Consider the following 13912-nt stretch of genomic DNA (forward strand, 5'->3'; position numbering starts at 1 on the left):
TAGTGTACTCCTCTTATCTAATGATTAGAATAAGCGGGGGACTTAATAAAATTAAGTTGGAGGAGAAAATGATAAGAAAGGGCTTCCATTGCAAATTAACATTTGACCAATTGATAAACGGTTGGTAGAATAAATTAAAGTTTTCTTACGATTCTAATGGTTATCTAATTAAAGGGAGGAAAAAGTATGAGTTTTTGGAAAACAATCACCCGAAAAGAAGACCCACGCGTGTATGAAAATAAGGACGGCCACCTGGTGCGGTCTTTAAAGGTGCGGGACTTCTTAGCACTCGGGGTCGGAACGATTGTGTCCGCGTCCATCTTTACCCTTCCTGGTGAAGTGGCGGCGATGCATACCGGACCGGCGGTTGCCATCTCCTTCGTCGTGGCGGCGGTCGTGGCTGGCCTGGTGGCCTTTGCCTACGCTGAAATGGCGGCAGCGATGCCGTTTGCCGGGTCTGCCTATTCTTGGATCAACGTGGTTTTCGGTGAATTCTTTGGCTGGATTGCCGGTTGGGCCCTGCTGGCGGAGTACTTTATCGCCCTGGCCTTTGTCGGTGCCGGGCTGTCGGCCAACCTGCGGGCGCTCTTAGCTCCGGCGGGAATCAAGCTGCCGGCTGCCTTGTCCAACGCCTTTGGTACTGAGGGCGGGGTCGTCGATATTATCTCCGTGGTCGTGATTGCCATCGTGGCGATTTTGATTGCCAATGGGGCGTCGAAAGCGGCCCGGGTGGAAAACCTGCTGGTGGTCTTGAAGGTCTTCGCAATCCTGCTGTTTGTCGTTGTCGGCCTGACCGCTATCAAGTCCAGCAACTACGTCCCGTTTATTCCGAAATACCACGAAACTGCTAATGGTGCGTTCGGGGGCTGGCAGGGAATCTACGCCGGGGTCTCAATGATCTTCCTGTCCTACATCGGTTTTGACTCGATTGCGGCCAACTCGGCGGAGGCCATTAATCCGCAAAAGACGATGCCGCGGGGGATTCTTGGTTCCCTGTTGGTTGCTGTGGTCCTCTTCGTTTCGGTGGCGATGGTCCTGATGGGGGTCCTTCCTTATACTAAGTACGCTAATAGTGCGGAACCGGTTGGGTTGGCACTGCGGGCGGCTGGTCACGGTGGCGTGGCTGTTGTTGTTCAGTCGATCGCGGTTGTCGGGATGTTCACCGCCCTGATTGGGATGAGTTTAGCCGGGTCCCGGTTGATTTACTCATTCGGTCGTGACGGAATGTTGCCGAAGTGGCTGGGGAAGGTTGACAAGGATGGTCGACCGAACCGGGCACTGTGGACGCTGACGATTGTGGCGATTGTAATTGCGGCCTTCTTCCCATTTGCCTTCCTGTCCCAGTTAGTTTCTGCGGGGACGCTGATTGCCTTCATGTTCGTTTCGCTGGGAATCTATGCTCTGCGTAAGCGTGAAGGAAAGGACATTGCGGACCCATCATTCAAGATGCCGTTCTATCCGGTCATGCCGGCACTGGCCTTCTTGGCTTCCCTGCTGGTGTTCATGGGGTTAGACTACCAAGCAAAGCTCTACGCGGGAATTTGGTTCGTCCTTGGCCTGGTCATCTACTTTACTTACGGGATCCGCCACTCCTTCCTAGCCAAAAAGAAAGATAAATAATTGCTTAAAAGCCAGCTCGGATGGAGCTGGCTTTTATAGTGTTGCCGGTTGTTGTGCAGATCAATCTCAGTTATAATTTAAGTGCCGTCTTAGCTCAGATAGGTAGAGCACATCCATGGTAAGGGTGGTACGGCAGTTCAACTCTGCCAGACGGCTCTTAATTATTCGGTCAAACGTTGGTATATCGGCGTTTGGCTTTTTCTTTTGCATGATTTTCGCTGGGTAATAAACGCAACTTGCCACAGGGATGCGACATGGCAATTTTCACGTGTTGCAGATTTGAATCGCTGGAAGTCTAAATAAAATCCCACAGTAAGTTTTTCAGGTTTGCTGTGGGATTTCTTTTTAAGGAAAGCTATTTACCGGCCGCAGAATATTATCTCTGTTACAATGAAAGTTAACCGGGCGTGGCGCTAGTCTGTCTAAGCTCGCTAATGCTAATTTAACGGGCTTTTATACGGCAGCCACCCACCTAACATAAAATGCTGTTGAAAGGAGCGAGCTTGATGAAAGAAATTTTTACTGACCAGGAAAAGGTTCAAATTTTAGCCGACCTGGTTGCCATTAAATCGGTCAATGACCATGAACTGCAGGTTGCCAAATACTTGCAGCGCTTATTTGCTAAGTATGGGATAACGGCCAAGTTGCTACCGCTTGCTGCTAACCGGGCAGACCTGGTTGCGGAAATTGGAAGCGGGGCCCCAGTCCTGGGCGTGTCCGGTCACATGGACGTGGTGACCGCTGGCGAGTTGACCCAGTGGCATAGTGACCCGTTTACGCTCAAGGAACGGGATGGTCACCTTTACGGCCGCGGGGCAACAGATATGAAGTCGGGGCTAACGGCATTAGTGATTGCGATGATTACCATCCAGCAAAATCACCTGCTGAAGCGGGGGACCATCCGCTTGATGGCGACCGCGGGTGAAGAAGTTGGCGAGCAGGGTTCCCGCTATCTAAAGGACCAGGGCTACATGGATGATGTTGCGGCCCTGCTGATTGCCGAACCGACAGGCTACCGGATTGCAACGGCGCACAAGGGCTCGATGGACATCGAACTAACTTCGCATGGCATCGCGGCCCATAGCTCAATGCCGGAGCAGGGGTATAATGCCATCGACCCGTTGATGAAGCTGCTCGTCCAGGCTAACCAAACTTTCCGGAACACCGATAAGGTTAACACCGAGCTGGGCCGCCTGACCTTTAATACCACCGTCTTTAACGGTGGCGACCAGGTTAATTCCATTCCGGCTCAAGCAAGCGCTAAGGTCAACGTGCGTACGATCCCGGAATTCAATAATGACCTCGTAGCGGGCCGCTTGGAGAAAATGGTGGCTGTTGCTAACCGGGCGGGAGCAAAACTCAAGCTGGATATTTACATGTCCCAGCCGTCAATTCAGACAACCGGTGATTCGCGTTTTGTCCACCTGGCCCAACAAATTGGTAGTCAGTATGCCGGTCAAGCTGTGCCGACCTTTGCCCTCAACCCGGTAACGGACGCTTCTAACCTGGTAGTTGACAAGGGTCCCCAGTTTCCACTAGCGGTATTTGGGCCGGGCAATGACACGCCCCACCAAGTCAACGAGTACGCTGACCGCCAAATGTACCTGAACTTTATCAACTTGTACACTAAACTGTTTACTACTTACTTGGATTTCTCGGCTCAAGGCTAGGCTGGCTGTTTTTTCAGGCAAGGCAAATCAGTTGGGGAATCAGCTTGCTCGCCGTATTATAGTAATAGCTTATAAGGAGGCGGGCTTCTATGAAAAATTACGATTATATCATCCTGGGGACGGGCCCCGCGGGGTACAAACTGACCCAATTACTTGCTAAGACCGGGAAGTCGCTCTTAGCAGTCGAGGGTGGCCTATTTGGTGGTACCTGTCCCAACGTCGGCTGTGAACCAAAGATTTTCTTATCTGGCGCCGTTCATACAGCGTTGGCAAGCCAGCAACTTGTGGGTCGTGGAATTGCTCAGCCAGCACAGGTGGATTGGGACCAACTAATGACAGTTAAGAAGGCGCGCTTTGACTCCTGGCCAGCTGAGACGAAGGCGATTTACGAAAAAATGTGTGACGTGGCGGTCGGCTACGGGGAATTCGTGGACGCCCACACCATCCAGGTCAACGGCCACCAGTATCATGGTACCCACATTATTATTGCAACGGGCCACCGTCCGCATAGGTTGGACATTCCCGGTAAGGAATACCTTCATGATAGTACGGACGTCCTTTCATTGTCCCACCGGCCAGACCATGCCGTCTTCATCGGTGGTGGTTATGTTGCCATCGAGCTGGCTACTTTCCTAGCCGCGGCGGGGACCAAAGTTGACCTCCTCATTCGGTCCGACCGGATTCTGCGGGGCTTTTACGGCAAGTATGTCCAGGAGATGGTTGACCAGCTGACGGCCCGGGGGCTTACATTTCACTTCCAAACGACGGCTAGCGCGGTTGCCAAGACTGGCGAGCGGGTTACCGTCACCACTAACCACGGCGAACAGTTAACCACTGATTACGTGGTCGACGCCAGCGGCCGGGTACCAAATGTCGAAAAGCTACAGCTGGCGGCTGCCGGAATCAAGTATTCCCGGCGCGGGATTGATGTCGACGACCACCTGCAGACGAGCGTGGCGGGAGTTTATGCAATTGGTGATATTACCAGCCAACCCGTGCCAAAACTGACTACGGTCGCGGAGCTGGAAGCCGATTACCTGTACCGCCAGCTAGTAAAGGGCGACCAGGAGCCGCTCCGTTACCCGACAATTGGAACCGCGGCCTTTGCCTTTCCAGAAATTGCCCAGGCTGGTGTGAATCCGGAAGAAGCAGCGGATGATTCCCGTTATCAGGTGGTGGAACATGACTTGTCGTTCGGCAGTTTTTATGCCGGTTTGAATGAACAAGGTGCCAAGTTAACGGTGGTGTATGACCGGGACCAGCAACTGGTCGGCGCCAGCGAGATTGGCGCTACGGCAGCAGATGATATCAACAATTTAGTGCCAGTCATTGGCCTCCAACCAAGCAGCCGTGAGTGGCAACGGAAGGTACTGCCGGCTTATCCGGCCTTGGCGGATAAGGTTTTCGGATTATTGAAGCAATAGGGAATGGGACAGGTCATTCCAGCTCCGTCTTATCATTTTAAAAGTAGCTAAGAGGCTGGCGAGAAAACTTTGTTTTTTCACCAGCCTCTTGCTAGTTCTTATCTATTACAAAGATAAGGTGGTGGCGTAACCACAAGGCTATTTGCCCATGAACGCCAGCCAGCCTGGACCATGTCAACGAGCGTTTTAGGTTATATCCCTCATCGTTATGGCCGTTGCCCCAACCCACCTTCGAGGGTGAGGGTTTCACCCGTCATGTACTTAAAATCAGGGGACGCCAGCTGGACGCAGACCCGTCCGATTTCTTTTTCAGCATCACCGAAGTGACCGATTGGTGGAACGTGGACGTTGGCTTTGAAGGCGTCCGGGAAGGCTTCTTTGAATTGCTCCAACTTCGCGGTCCAAGCGAGCGGACAAACGACGTTCACGTTGACGTTATCCTTAGCCCATTCGGTGGCAGCGACCCGGCTCAAGCCCCGAATCCCTTCCTTTGCTGCCGCGTAAGCACTTTGCCCGTAGTTGCCGAAAAGCCCGGCACCAGAGGCAAAGTTGATTACGGAACCCTGGCTTTCCTTGAGCAGCGGATAACAGGCCTGCATGTAGTAGAAGGCAGCGTAGAGGCCGGAATAAATGGCGAGGTCGAATTGGTCGCTGGTGTGGTCAGCCAGGGTGACGCCGGAAGCCGAAGCCTGAGCATTGTTAATCAAGACATCCAGCTGACCAAATTCCTGTTTAATTTGGTCGACAACGTTTTGGACGACGGCCCGGTTATCGGCCTGGCGGTTAATGTCCGCTTGGATGGTGAGGACCTGAATGCCATATTGCTCTTCGAGTTCCTCCTTTGCCGCGGCTAGTTTGCTGGTATTACGCCCGGTAATTACCAGGTTCGCCCCTTCTTTGGCATAGGCAGTTGCAATCCCGTAACCGATTGAACCGCTTTTCCCGTTAGCGAGAACGGCGCGGCCCGCCCCGGTAATTAAAGCGACTTTTCCTTTTAAGAAGCTCATGTAAATCCCTCCTGCTAATTATTAATTCTTCAATAATGTTATTTTAGCATTTACGGAGACAAAGGTGGTAATTAACACTGCTGGTTTAATATTAAATTAATATGGGAGGAGATGGGAAATAGCGACAGTATTAAAATTACGTTGACTTTAAATTAAAATAAGATTAGAATCCTCTTAACATTAACAAGGAGGTCCTCTTCAATGGCATTAAAGTATACGGTTCTAGGTGCTGGCGCGATGGGCCTGCGTTTTGGGGTCTTATTACAGGAACTGGCTCACGCGCAGGTCGACTTTGTGGATAACTGGCAGCCGCAGGTGGATACGATCAAGCAGCAGGGCGGTGTTTACGTTTCCCGGGATCACGAGGGACGGCACCTGGTTCCCGTCAATATCTATTCCCCCGAAGAATACGCGGGTGATCCGGACGTTTTTATCGTTTTTGCTAAGCAGATGACGTTGCAGGACCTGCTGGAGCGGAGTGCCCACTTCTTCCATCCCGACCACCAGTACGTCTTCTCGGGGATGAACGGGATGGGACACATTGAAAAAATCAACCAGTACTTCCCTCAGGAACGCGTAGTAGCGGGGACCTGCTTGATCGGGACCGTTTTGAATAAGGCGGGGGACGTGGACTTTATCGGTAAGTCCGGCGCCGGTTCAATTAACATGGCGGCCCAGACAGGGGTTGCCGATGACCGGGTCAAGGAAATCGTGGCCGACTTTACCGCGGCAAACATCAATCCTCACTTAACCGATAACTTCTACGGGACGTTACTGACGAAAGTCGTCTTTAACTCCGTCATCAACACCATCTGTACTCTGTTTGAAATTCAAATGGGCCAGTTCATCGACTACGATGGCGCGGAAAAACTAGGAAAGCAGCTAATCAATGAAGCCTTTGACGTGGTTGAACGGGCCGGGATTCAGCTGCTCAGCACCCGGGAAGAGGAGTGGCAGACCATCAAGTACGTCAGCGAGGTCACGAACCCCCTCCACTATCCATCGATGTACCAGGATATGAGCAAGAATCGGCCGACCGAGGTCGACTATATTAACGGTTACATTTATGATTTGGGGAAGAAGTATAACTATGAGGCGACGACCCATGACTTCTTGCGTAACCTGGTTCACCTAGCAGAAAACACCCGTAAATTTAGAAACTGACAAAACAAGGCTCCAGTGCCCGGTCAAGCCGAACTCTGGAGCCTTGTTTACGTTGCAATTTAATTAGTTTTCAAACACCATTTCTTCACGCAGTCCATCATAAATTGACGTCCGCGCCCCGAGCAGCATACTGGTGTAGTAGGCAACGAAGGTTAGCAGGACCATCGGAAAAATCTGACTGATACTGCCAACCATTTCGGTGACGAGCAGGATGGCGGAAAATGGCGCCCCTTCCGCCGCGCCAAAGCAGGCTGCCATTCCAATAGCGACCATGTTCAAGCAGCAGGAGGCGGGCAGGACCCCGGCGTGAATCATTAACACGCCGGCCAGGGCGCCAAGAATGCTGCCCAAGACAAAGATCGGCATGAAAATCCCGCTGGGGACGATGGAGCCGTAAGCAATCATGGTTCCCGCAAAGCGCAGCACCAGGAAGATTCCCAGCAGCCCGGCGATGGAAAGCCAGTTTCCCCGACTGAACATTTGCGTGACGTACATGATCAAGTCATGACTACCGCCGAGGAGGTGAGGGTTCCACAAGCCAACCGGAATTACCAGCATAAGTGGTGCTTATCCAAGAGGATGGCCTTGATCTGGGGAACACCGGAGCCGACAAGATCTAGCGGGTCGACTTTGATGATTTGCCCGATCAGAAAGACAATCATGAGACTGCCGAGGACGTAGGGGATTAACCACACGGTGTGGCAACCCGGCTGCTTGGAGGCAGGGGGCTGCGAGTTTAATCTTCCCGGTAGGGGTGGTGAGTCTTTGAAAATGGGGCTGCTTGGGCTTGGATAAAAAAGCAAGCGCTTGCCGTGTGCCTGGACGGAGAATGATCAGCTTTAATGTTAAAGAGTTTGCACTGGTCACAAGGCCTCCATTTCCCCATTATTTATTATAACGTTAATTATCAAGAGTGTCGCCGTTAATTCGGAATCCAAGGTATGATATGATAGGACATGGTAATTTCAATACACAAGTGGAGGATTAGATATGGAGTTTATTGCCACCCTAGCAGGGTTGCTGTTGCTAACCCAAATTGTGGCGCACTACTGCCGGCGGATCGAGATTCCCGAGGTAATTGGGCAGATTATCGTAGGGATTCTCGTTGGCCCGGCGGTACTCAATTGGGTGCACCTGAATGCCATGATGAATGAGTTTCAGGAAATTGGGGTAATTATTTTAATGTTTATTGCGGGGCTCGAAAGTGACCTGTCCCAGCTGCGGAAGTATCTCAAACCGGCCTTCTTCGTGGCGGCGGCCGGAGCGTTGATCCCGGTCTTGGTTATGGCCCCGGCCAGCTATTTCTTTGGTTTTACCAAAACGGAGTCGGTCTTTATCGGGGTCATCTTCGCGGCCACGTCCGTCAGCATTTCCGTGGCGGTCCTGCGGGAGTTTAACCAGTTGAGCAGCCGGGAGGGGGCGACCATCCTTGGTGCTGCGGTAGCGGATGACATTATCGGCGTGATGATGCTGTCGATCATGATCAGTGTTATTAACAGCGAGGGTGGCAATGCCCACAGTAGTCTGCCCCTCTGGCTGGCACTGTGCCTGCAAGTCCTGTTCTTTGGGGGCACCTACCTCCTGGTTCGCTGGTTGGCACCATACCTGATGCGGGTTAGTGAACATATGCTGACCGAGGCGGCCCCGTCTGTCATGGCGATGATTATTTGTCTGGGGATGGCCGCAATTGCCCATTACGTCGGCCTGAGTGGGGCGGTCGGCTCCTTCTTTGCCGGAATTGCGGTCGCTAATACCCACCGGAAAGAAACAATTGACCGGAGCTTTGAACCGATCGGTTACGCCCTGTTCATTCCTCTGTTCTTCGTCAGCGTTGGTTTGAACATGCGCTTTGACAATATTGAGCGGTCACTGCTATTCGTGATTGTGATGACTGTTTTGGCCTGTCTGACGAAGCTCGTCGGTTGTGGGGCCGGCGCCCGGCTGGCCGGCTTTAATATGACCAGTTCCTACGTTGTCGGCAGTGGGATGGTCGCCCGGGGAGAAATGGCCCTGATTACGGCCCAGATTGGTTATGAGGCCCACTTGCTGTCGTCGATGTACTATTCTGATGTCATCACCGTGATTATTCTGGCGACGGTCTTAGCACCATTTATTTTGAAGCATTCATTAAAAAAGCTACCCACGGCGCCAGCTGCGGATTAGTTTAGGGGTGAGGCGAAAACGCCGCCTCTTTTTTATTTATGCGAAACGTTATGGTTAGGGACAATAAAATGCTAAAATGGATAGTCATAAAAAATTAAGAAAAGAGGGGCTTGAATGGAAGCAGGAGAACAACGGGCGGAGCAAGCGCGGGTGGACCAGGTCGAGCGGGAGATCAAGCGCCAGGTCGCCACGGCTGAACAGGCGGTTGACGAAGCCCACCAGGAAACCCGGGCGGTAGAAAAGAATTATAGCGAAAACGCCTCGATTAACCGCTACGAAGTCGATGATATTGCCGAATCGCGGTCGGAGCTGGAACAGCAACGGCGGCTGGTCTCTCAAGCGGCGGAAAATGAAAACATCATCAAACACCAGTTGCGGACCCTGCAAAATCTTCAGGGGTCCCCATACTTTGGGCGGATCGACATCCTTGATCCAGGTGAAGACGAACCGGAACGCTTGTATATCGGGACTGCCTCCCTCATGAACAGCGACCGGACGGACTTTTTGATCTATGATTGGCGGGCGCCCATCTCCGGAGTTTACTATAACGGTACCCTGGGCAAGGTGCAGTACGAAACACCAGCTGGTACCCAGTCGACCGAGCTGGTTAAAAAGCGGCAGTTCACCATCAAAGACGGGCGGATCACTAACATGTTCGATACCAATGAAACGGTAGGGGACGAGCTCCTTCAGGCAGCGCTGGGAGCCCAAAATGACCAGTACATGCGCAACATCGTGGCAACGATTCAGCAGGAGCAGAATGACATTATCCGCAACACGAGCAGTGACCTCTTGCTGGTGCAAGGGGTGGCCGGTTCTGGGAAAACCTCGGCGATTTTACAGCGGATTGCCTACCTGCTTTACCACAGCCGGGCTGACCTGAACGCCGACCAAATCGTTTTATTCAGTCCCAACAACCTCTTTAGCCACTATATCTCAGAGGTCCTGCCGAGTCTGGGAGAGCGGAACATGCGGCAGGTAACGTTGGCGGGCTTTTTGCGGCGCCGCTTTGAGGGGCTGCAAGTAGAAACCCTCTTTGACCGCTATGAAGAGCGGCAAAGCGAAGCAACGGCTGCGCACGCGGCAGCTAACTTTCTCGAAAGTGCCACGGTGATGACGGCGGTGCGCCAGTACGTTCACCAGTTGCCGGTTGACCAGGTACAGTTTGCCAACCTGACTTTTAACAGCCAGGTCTTCTTCAGTGCGGACCACATTCGGGAGTTGTACCAGCGTTTGCCGGCCTCTTTGTCGGCAGCTGACCGGCTGGTCCAGCTGAAAAACAAGCTGATTCGTGAACTTCAGCACCGGGTTCGGGAGGAGGCCAAGAAGGATTGGGTTGCCAAAGCTCTTGACGAATTAGATGTTCAGCAGTTGCATAGCCTCTACGGTCAACGGTCTGTCGACGATTTCAAGGACGAAGAGGCCCAATATGCCTACCTGGCCCGTAAACTGGCGAAGCGCCGCCTGCGGGTAGTTGCGGATGCCATCTACAATAACTATTTCATCGACTTTTACAACCAGTATGAACGGTTCCTGCGGCAGGTGGACCTACCACAAACGATTAGCAACCGGGACTGGATTGGGGTGCTTACTGACTACCAAAATGAAATCGAGTACCACCGGATTAAGTTGATGCACACCGCGCCCTTATTGTACTTGCGGGATTTAATGACTGGCAGCGGTCAGAACCGCTCCTTCCAATACGTATTTATTGATGAAATGCAAGACTACCCCCTGGCAACCCTGGTCTACCTCCGCCACGCCTTTCCCCGGGCCAAGTTTACCGTGCTCGGCGACAGTGAGCAGGCCCTGTTTAAGCCTCTCCAGCTCCCTGGGGCCATGTTGAAGGAACTGCGGACGGTGCTGGATGCCAAGCACCCGCAGTTGATTTCTCTTAACCGCAGCTACCGGTCAACCGCGGAAATTACCGATTTTGCCAAGGCACTGCTGCCGGACGGCGAACAAATCGTTTCCTTTACTCGGCATGGTGAAAAGCCCCGTTTGCTGGTGCGGTATGACGAGGCCAGCTTTAATCAGGCCCTAGTGGAAACCATCATCCAACAGCGAGCGGACTACGAAACGGTCGCGGTCCTGACTAAGAACCGGGAGCAGGCCCAGGCAATCTACCGTTTCCTGCACCAGCGCCAACTGGGCGATTTGCACCTGCTAACCGCCCGGGATAGTGACCTGCCAGCGGGAATCCTGGTTTTACCGGTGTACCTCGCTAAGGGGCTGGAGTTCGACGCGGTCATCGCTGCAGATGTTTCCACCGCCAACCTGCAGAACGTGGATGCTGTCGGGATGGTTTACACGATGGCGACCCGGGCAATGCACCATTTGACTTTGTTGAGCAAAGGAGCGGTAACGCGAGCGATTAATTCTGCCGCAAGTCAGCAACTGGTGATCGAACATGAATTTACAGATAAATAATAAAACGCTTTCATGATAATGGGCGATATGTTACGCTATCATTAGTGACTTATAAGGAGATGTTCCCGATGGTAAAAGATGAATATACGTTAGTGTTAGTCAAACCAGATGGTGTTAAGACCCGCCATATTGGTGATATTATTACCCGAATCGAGCGGAAAGGCTACACGATTGAGGCACTTAAGATGATTATTCCAACCGAAGAAAAGCTGCGCCAGCACTATGCTGACAAGGTTGATAAGCCTTTCTTCCCAGAGCTGTTGGAATATATGACGGAAGGCCCAATCGTTGGGATTGTTGTTTCCGGGACTAATGTTATTCAAGCCATTCACAACATGGCGGGGGCAACTAACCCTGGTGAGGCTGAATGGGGAACGATCCGTGGTGACTACGGCCGGGAATGGCCGGATGGCAACCTGCGGAACATCATTCACACGTCAGATACGGTGGAGAGTGCTAACCATGAAATCGGCATCTGGTTCCCAGAATTTGACATTGAACAGGCGCGTAAGGCCCATTTGAGCGACTAACATCTAATAGTGAGATGGTAATAAAATAAAAGCGAATAACAAGGCCTCCAAAGCTCGGTAAAAGCGAGCTCTGAAGGCCTGTTTTCGCTTGCAGGAGCAGGAAAAGTCATAAAGGAGTGAGTGAATTGAATAAGAATACGCAGCGGTGGGCAGCTGCCTTGGTGATTGCGGCGCTGGTCGTGATCGGTGCCTTCGCCTGGTATAGCCAGCGGCGAACCAGTCGCTTTATTCAGTCGACGACGCCAACCCTCTTCTTTCATGGTGGCGGCTCCTCTTACCATGCCGAGGAACACATGGTTAACGCCGCTAAGAAGGCGGGGGTTACCAAAACGGTTCTCCGGGCCGACGTTAGCAAGAGCGGCCAGGTAACCCTGCACGGGACAATGCAGCGGCATGCCATTAACCCGATTGTTGAGGTTAACTACCAAAACAACCGCCAACTTGACTTTCAAAAACATGGAGAGTGGGCTGGAAACGTGGTCCGTGTCCTGCAGCAACGGTACGGGATTAAGAAGGTTAACATGGTAGGTCATTCCCTGGGAAATATTTCGATTATCTATTATGAGTTGCAAAACGGGCGAAATCCCCGGGTGCCCCAGTTGCAAAAGCAGGTTGATATTGCGGGGCACTTTGCGGGCTTAAACTTTGCTGGGCTTCCTGCCGCGATTCGCCAACCCCAAAGACTAAAGTTAGCCAAGGATGGCAAGCCCAATAAGATGAACGCAACTTACCGGGGAATGACTAAGGTCCGGCAGGTTTATCCGCAGGGCCAGGTTGCCGTACTGGATATTGTTGGTGATACTGGGCATGGCACTGATGGGACGGTTCCCAATGTGTCATCGCTTAGCCTCAAGTACCTGGTGGCTAGCCGGGCTAAATCATACCAAGTTAAGGTGTTCCACGGTAAGAACGCCCAGCACTCCAAGCTCCACAGCAATCCAGCCGTTGACCGGGCACTGATTAAGTTTCTTTAGGAAAAATAATAAAACCCGAATCGCCAGCGAGCAATCCGGGTTTTATTATTTAATATCTTGTCTGCCGGTAGGCGCTGGGACTAAAGCCGGTGTACCGTTTGAAGGCCTTGGAAAAGGTGAATTCATCATGGTAGCCAACCTCACCGGCAATTTGGCGGACCGGTTCGGTCGAACCCCGCAATCGCTGCCGGGCTTCTTCCATCCGTAACCGGATAAGGTAGTCTTGCGGGGAAATGGTCAGCCCCTTTTTAAAAATGGTGTAGAGGTAGCTGCGGGAGAGTCCCAGGTGGTCACAGAGACTGGCGACTGTGCACGTGCTATGCCGGTAGTTTTGCTCTAAATAACTTTGGGCCAGCTGGAGGTGCTTCTGGGCCTTGCTACCCGTCTGAGAAGATTTCCCGGGAAATTCCGTGACTAGCTGGTAAAACATTTGGTAGGTCAGCGCCTCGGTGAGAATGTCGTTTGCCAGGGAATTATCATGCTTGAGGGTCGTGTAGAGGAGTTTTAAGTAGTGGCTGAACTGACTATCCTGTACTTGGCGTAAGTAGCGTTGACTGCTGAGTTTCGACCCGTCGAGCATTGCTTTGATTTTGGCCCCGGCAAAGCCAATCCAGAGGTAGGTCCAGGGGTGTTCGCCGTCCGCCTGGTAAAAGCAGGGAACGTCTTTAGGCAGGAGGAAAACGTCCCCTTGCTTGAGACTAACGGCGGGGCGGTTAGCGGATGAAAAGGTACCTTGGCCGTCGAGAATGTAGTGCAGGACGTAATTGCTGCGGACGTTATTACCCCGGAAAAAGTAATTCGGCGGACAACTATCCTGGCCGATAAAGAGGATGTTGCTTTCCAGACGGTTGTTATCCAGATTCTTAAAATCATTATCCATAATAATTGCGGCCTCCTGTTAATATGATTTATAAAAATAACGAGGAAAAT

12 protein-coding genes and 1 tRNA gene are annotated in these 13912 nt (G+C 52.1%); 9 read left to right on the forward strand and 4 right to left on the reverse strand.

The window, feature by feature from the left end:
- Window positions 1-186: 186 nt before the first annotated feature.
- From N4599_RS08205 to N4599_RS08220, 4 genes are all read left to right on the forward strand, one after another.
- Window positions 187-1620 carry an APC family permease gene (locus N4599_RS08205; RefSeq protein ID WP_194176594.1) on the forward strand — a complete coding sequence of 478 codons (1434 nt, stop codon included), beginning with the start codon at window positions 187-189 and terminating at the stop codon, window positions 1618-1620.
- 83 nt (window positions 1621-1703) lie between these two features.
- Window positions 1704-1776, forward strand: a tRNA-Thr gene (locus N4599_RS08210).
- Window positions 1777-2126: 350 nt separating this feature from the next.
- Entirely contained in the window at window positions 2127-3290 is a 1164-nt protein-coding gene (locus N4599_RS08215) for an ArgE/DapE family deacylase (RefSeq protein ID WP_191363597.1), read from the forward strand.
- Window positions 3291-3379: 89 nt separating this feature from the next.
- Window positions 3380-4714: a dihydrolipoyl dehydrogenase family protein gene (locus tag N4599_RS08220; protein ID WP_260899024.1), complete on the forward strand. Its 1335-nt coding sequence runs from the start codon at window positions 3380-3382 to the stop codon at window positions 4712-4714.
- Between the two features lie 206 nt (window positions 4715-4920).
- Here N4599_RS08220 and N4599_RS08225 read toward each other — a convergent pair whose 3' ends face one another.
- The gene (locus N4599_RS08225; protein WP_191363599.1) at window positions 4921-5721 is read right to left on the reverse strand and encodes an SDR family NAD(P)-dependent oxidoreductase; all 801 of its coding nucleotides are present in this window, start codon (window positions 5719-5721) and stop codon (window positions 4921-4923) included.
- Window positions 5722-5922: 201 nt separating this feature from the next.
- On the opposite strand from N4599_RS08225, the gene N4599_RS08230 reads away from it, so the two are divergent.
- Complete coding sequence (locus tag N4599_RS08230; protein ID WP_062812568.1) at window positions 5923-6885, forward strand: ketopantoate reductase family protein; 963 nt, start codon at window positions 5923-5925, stop codon at window positions 6883-6885.
- 63 nt (window positions 6886-6948) lie between these two features.
- On the opposite strand, the gene N4599_RS08235 is transcribed toward N4599_RS08230, so the two are convergent.
- Complete coding sequence (locus N4599_RS08235; protein ID WP_062812569.1) at window positions 6949-7443, reverse strand: chloride channel protein; 495 nt, start codon at window positions 7441-7443, stop codon at window positions 6949-6951.
- Entirely contained in the window at window positions 7434-7580 is a 147-nt protein-coding gene (locus N4599_RS08240) for a hypothetical protein (RefSeq protein ID WP_260899028.1), read from the reverse strand. Before N4599_RS08240 ends, N4599_RS08235 begins: the two co-directional genes overlap by 10 nt.
- Before the next feature lie 295 nt (window positions 7581-7875).
- Between N4599_RS08240 and N4599_RS08245 the strand changes: the two genes are divergently transcribed.
- From N4599_RS08245 to N4599_RS08260, 4 genes are all read left to right on the forward strand, one after another.
- Window positions 7876-9048 (forward strand): cation:proton antiporter, encoded by a 1173-nt coding sequence (locus tag N4599_RS08245; protein WP_260899030.1) that lies wholly within the window; start codon window positions 7876-7878, stop codon window positions 9046-9048.
- A gap of 114 nt (window positions 9049-9162) precedes the next feature.
- A complete protein-coding gene (gene helD / locus N4599_RS08250) occupies window positions 9163-11478 on the forward strand; it encodes an RNA polymerase recycling motor HelD (protein ID WP_260899033.1) in 2316 nt (771 codons plus the stop codon).
- 68 nt (window positions 11479-11546) lie between these two features.
- The gene (gene ndk / locus N4599_RS08255) at window positions 11547-12008 is read left to right on the forward strand and encodes a nucleoside-diphosphate kinase (protein ID WP_260899034.1); all 462 of its coding nucleotides are present in this window, start codon (window positions 11547-11549) and stop codon (window positions 12006-12008) included.
- 125 nt (window positions 12009-12133) lie between these two features.
- The gene (locus tag N4599_RS08260) at window positions 12134-12982 is read left to right on the forward strand and encodes an alpha/beta hydrolase (RefSeq protein WP_419719945.1); all 849 of its coding nucleotides are present in this window, start codon (window positions 12134-12136) and stop codon (window positions 12980-12982) included.
- A 49-nt stretch (window positions 12983-13031) separates the two neighbouring features.
- On the opposite strand, the gene N4599_RS08265 is transcribed toward N4599_RS08260, so the two are convergent.
- Entirely contained in the window at window positions 13032-13862 is an 831-nt protein-coding gene (locus tag N4599_RS08265; RefSeq protein WP_191363604.1) for an AraC family transcriptional regulator, read from the reverse strand.
- Between the last annotated feature and the right edge of the window lie 50 nt (window positions 13863-13912).

Origin of the sequence: Limosilactobacillus oris (assembly GCF_025311495.1) — a bacterium.
Classification (GTDB): Bacteria; Bacillota; Bacilli; order Lactobacillales; family Lactobacillaceae; genus Limosilactobacillus; species Limosilactobacillus oris_A.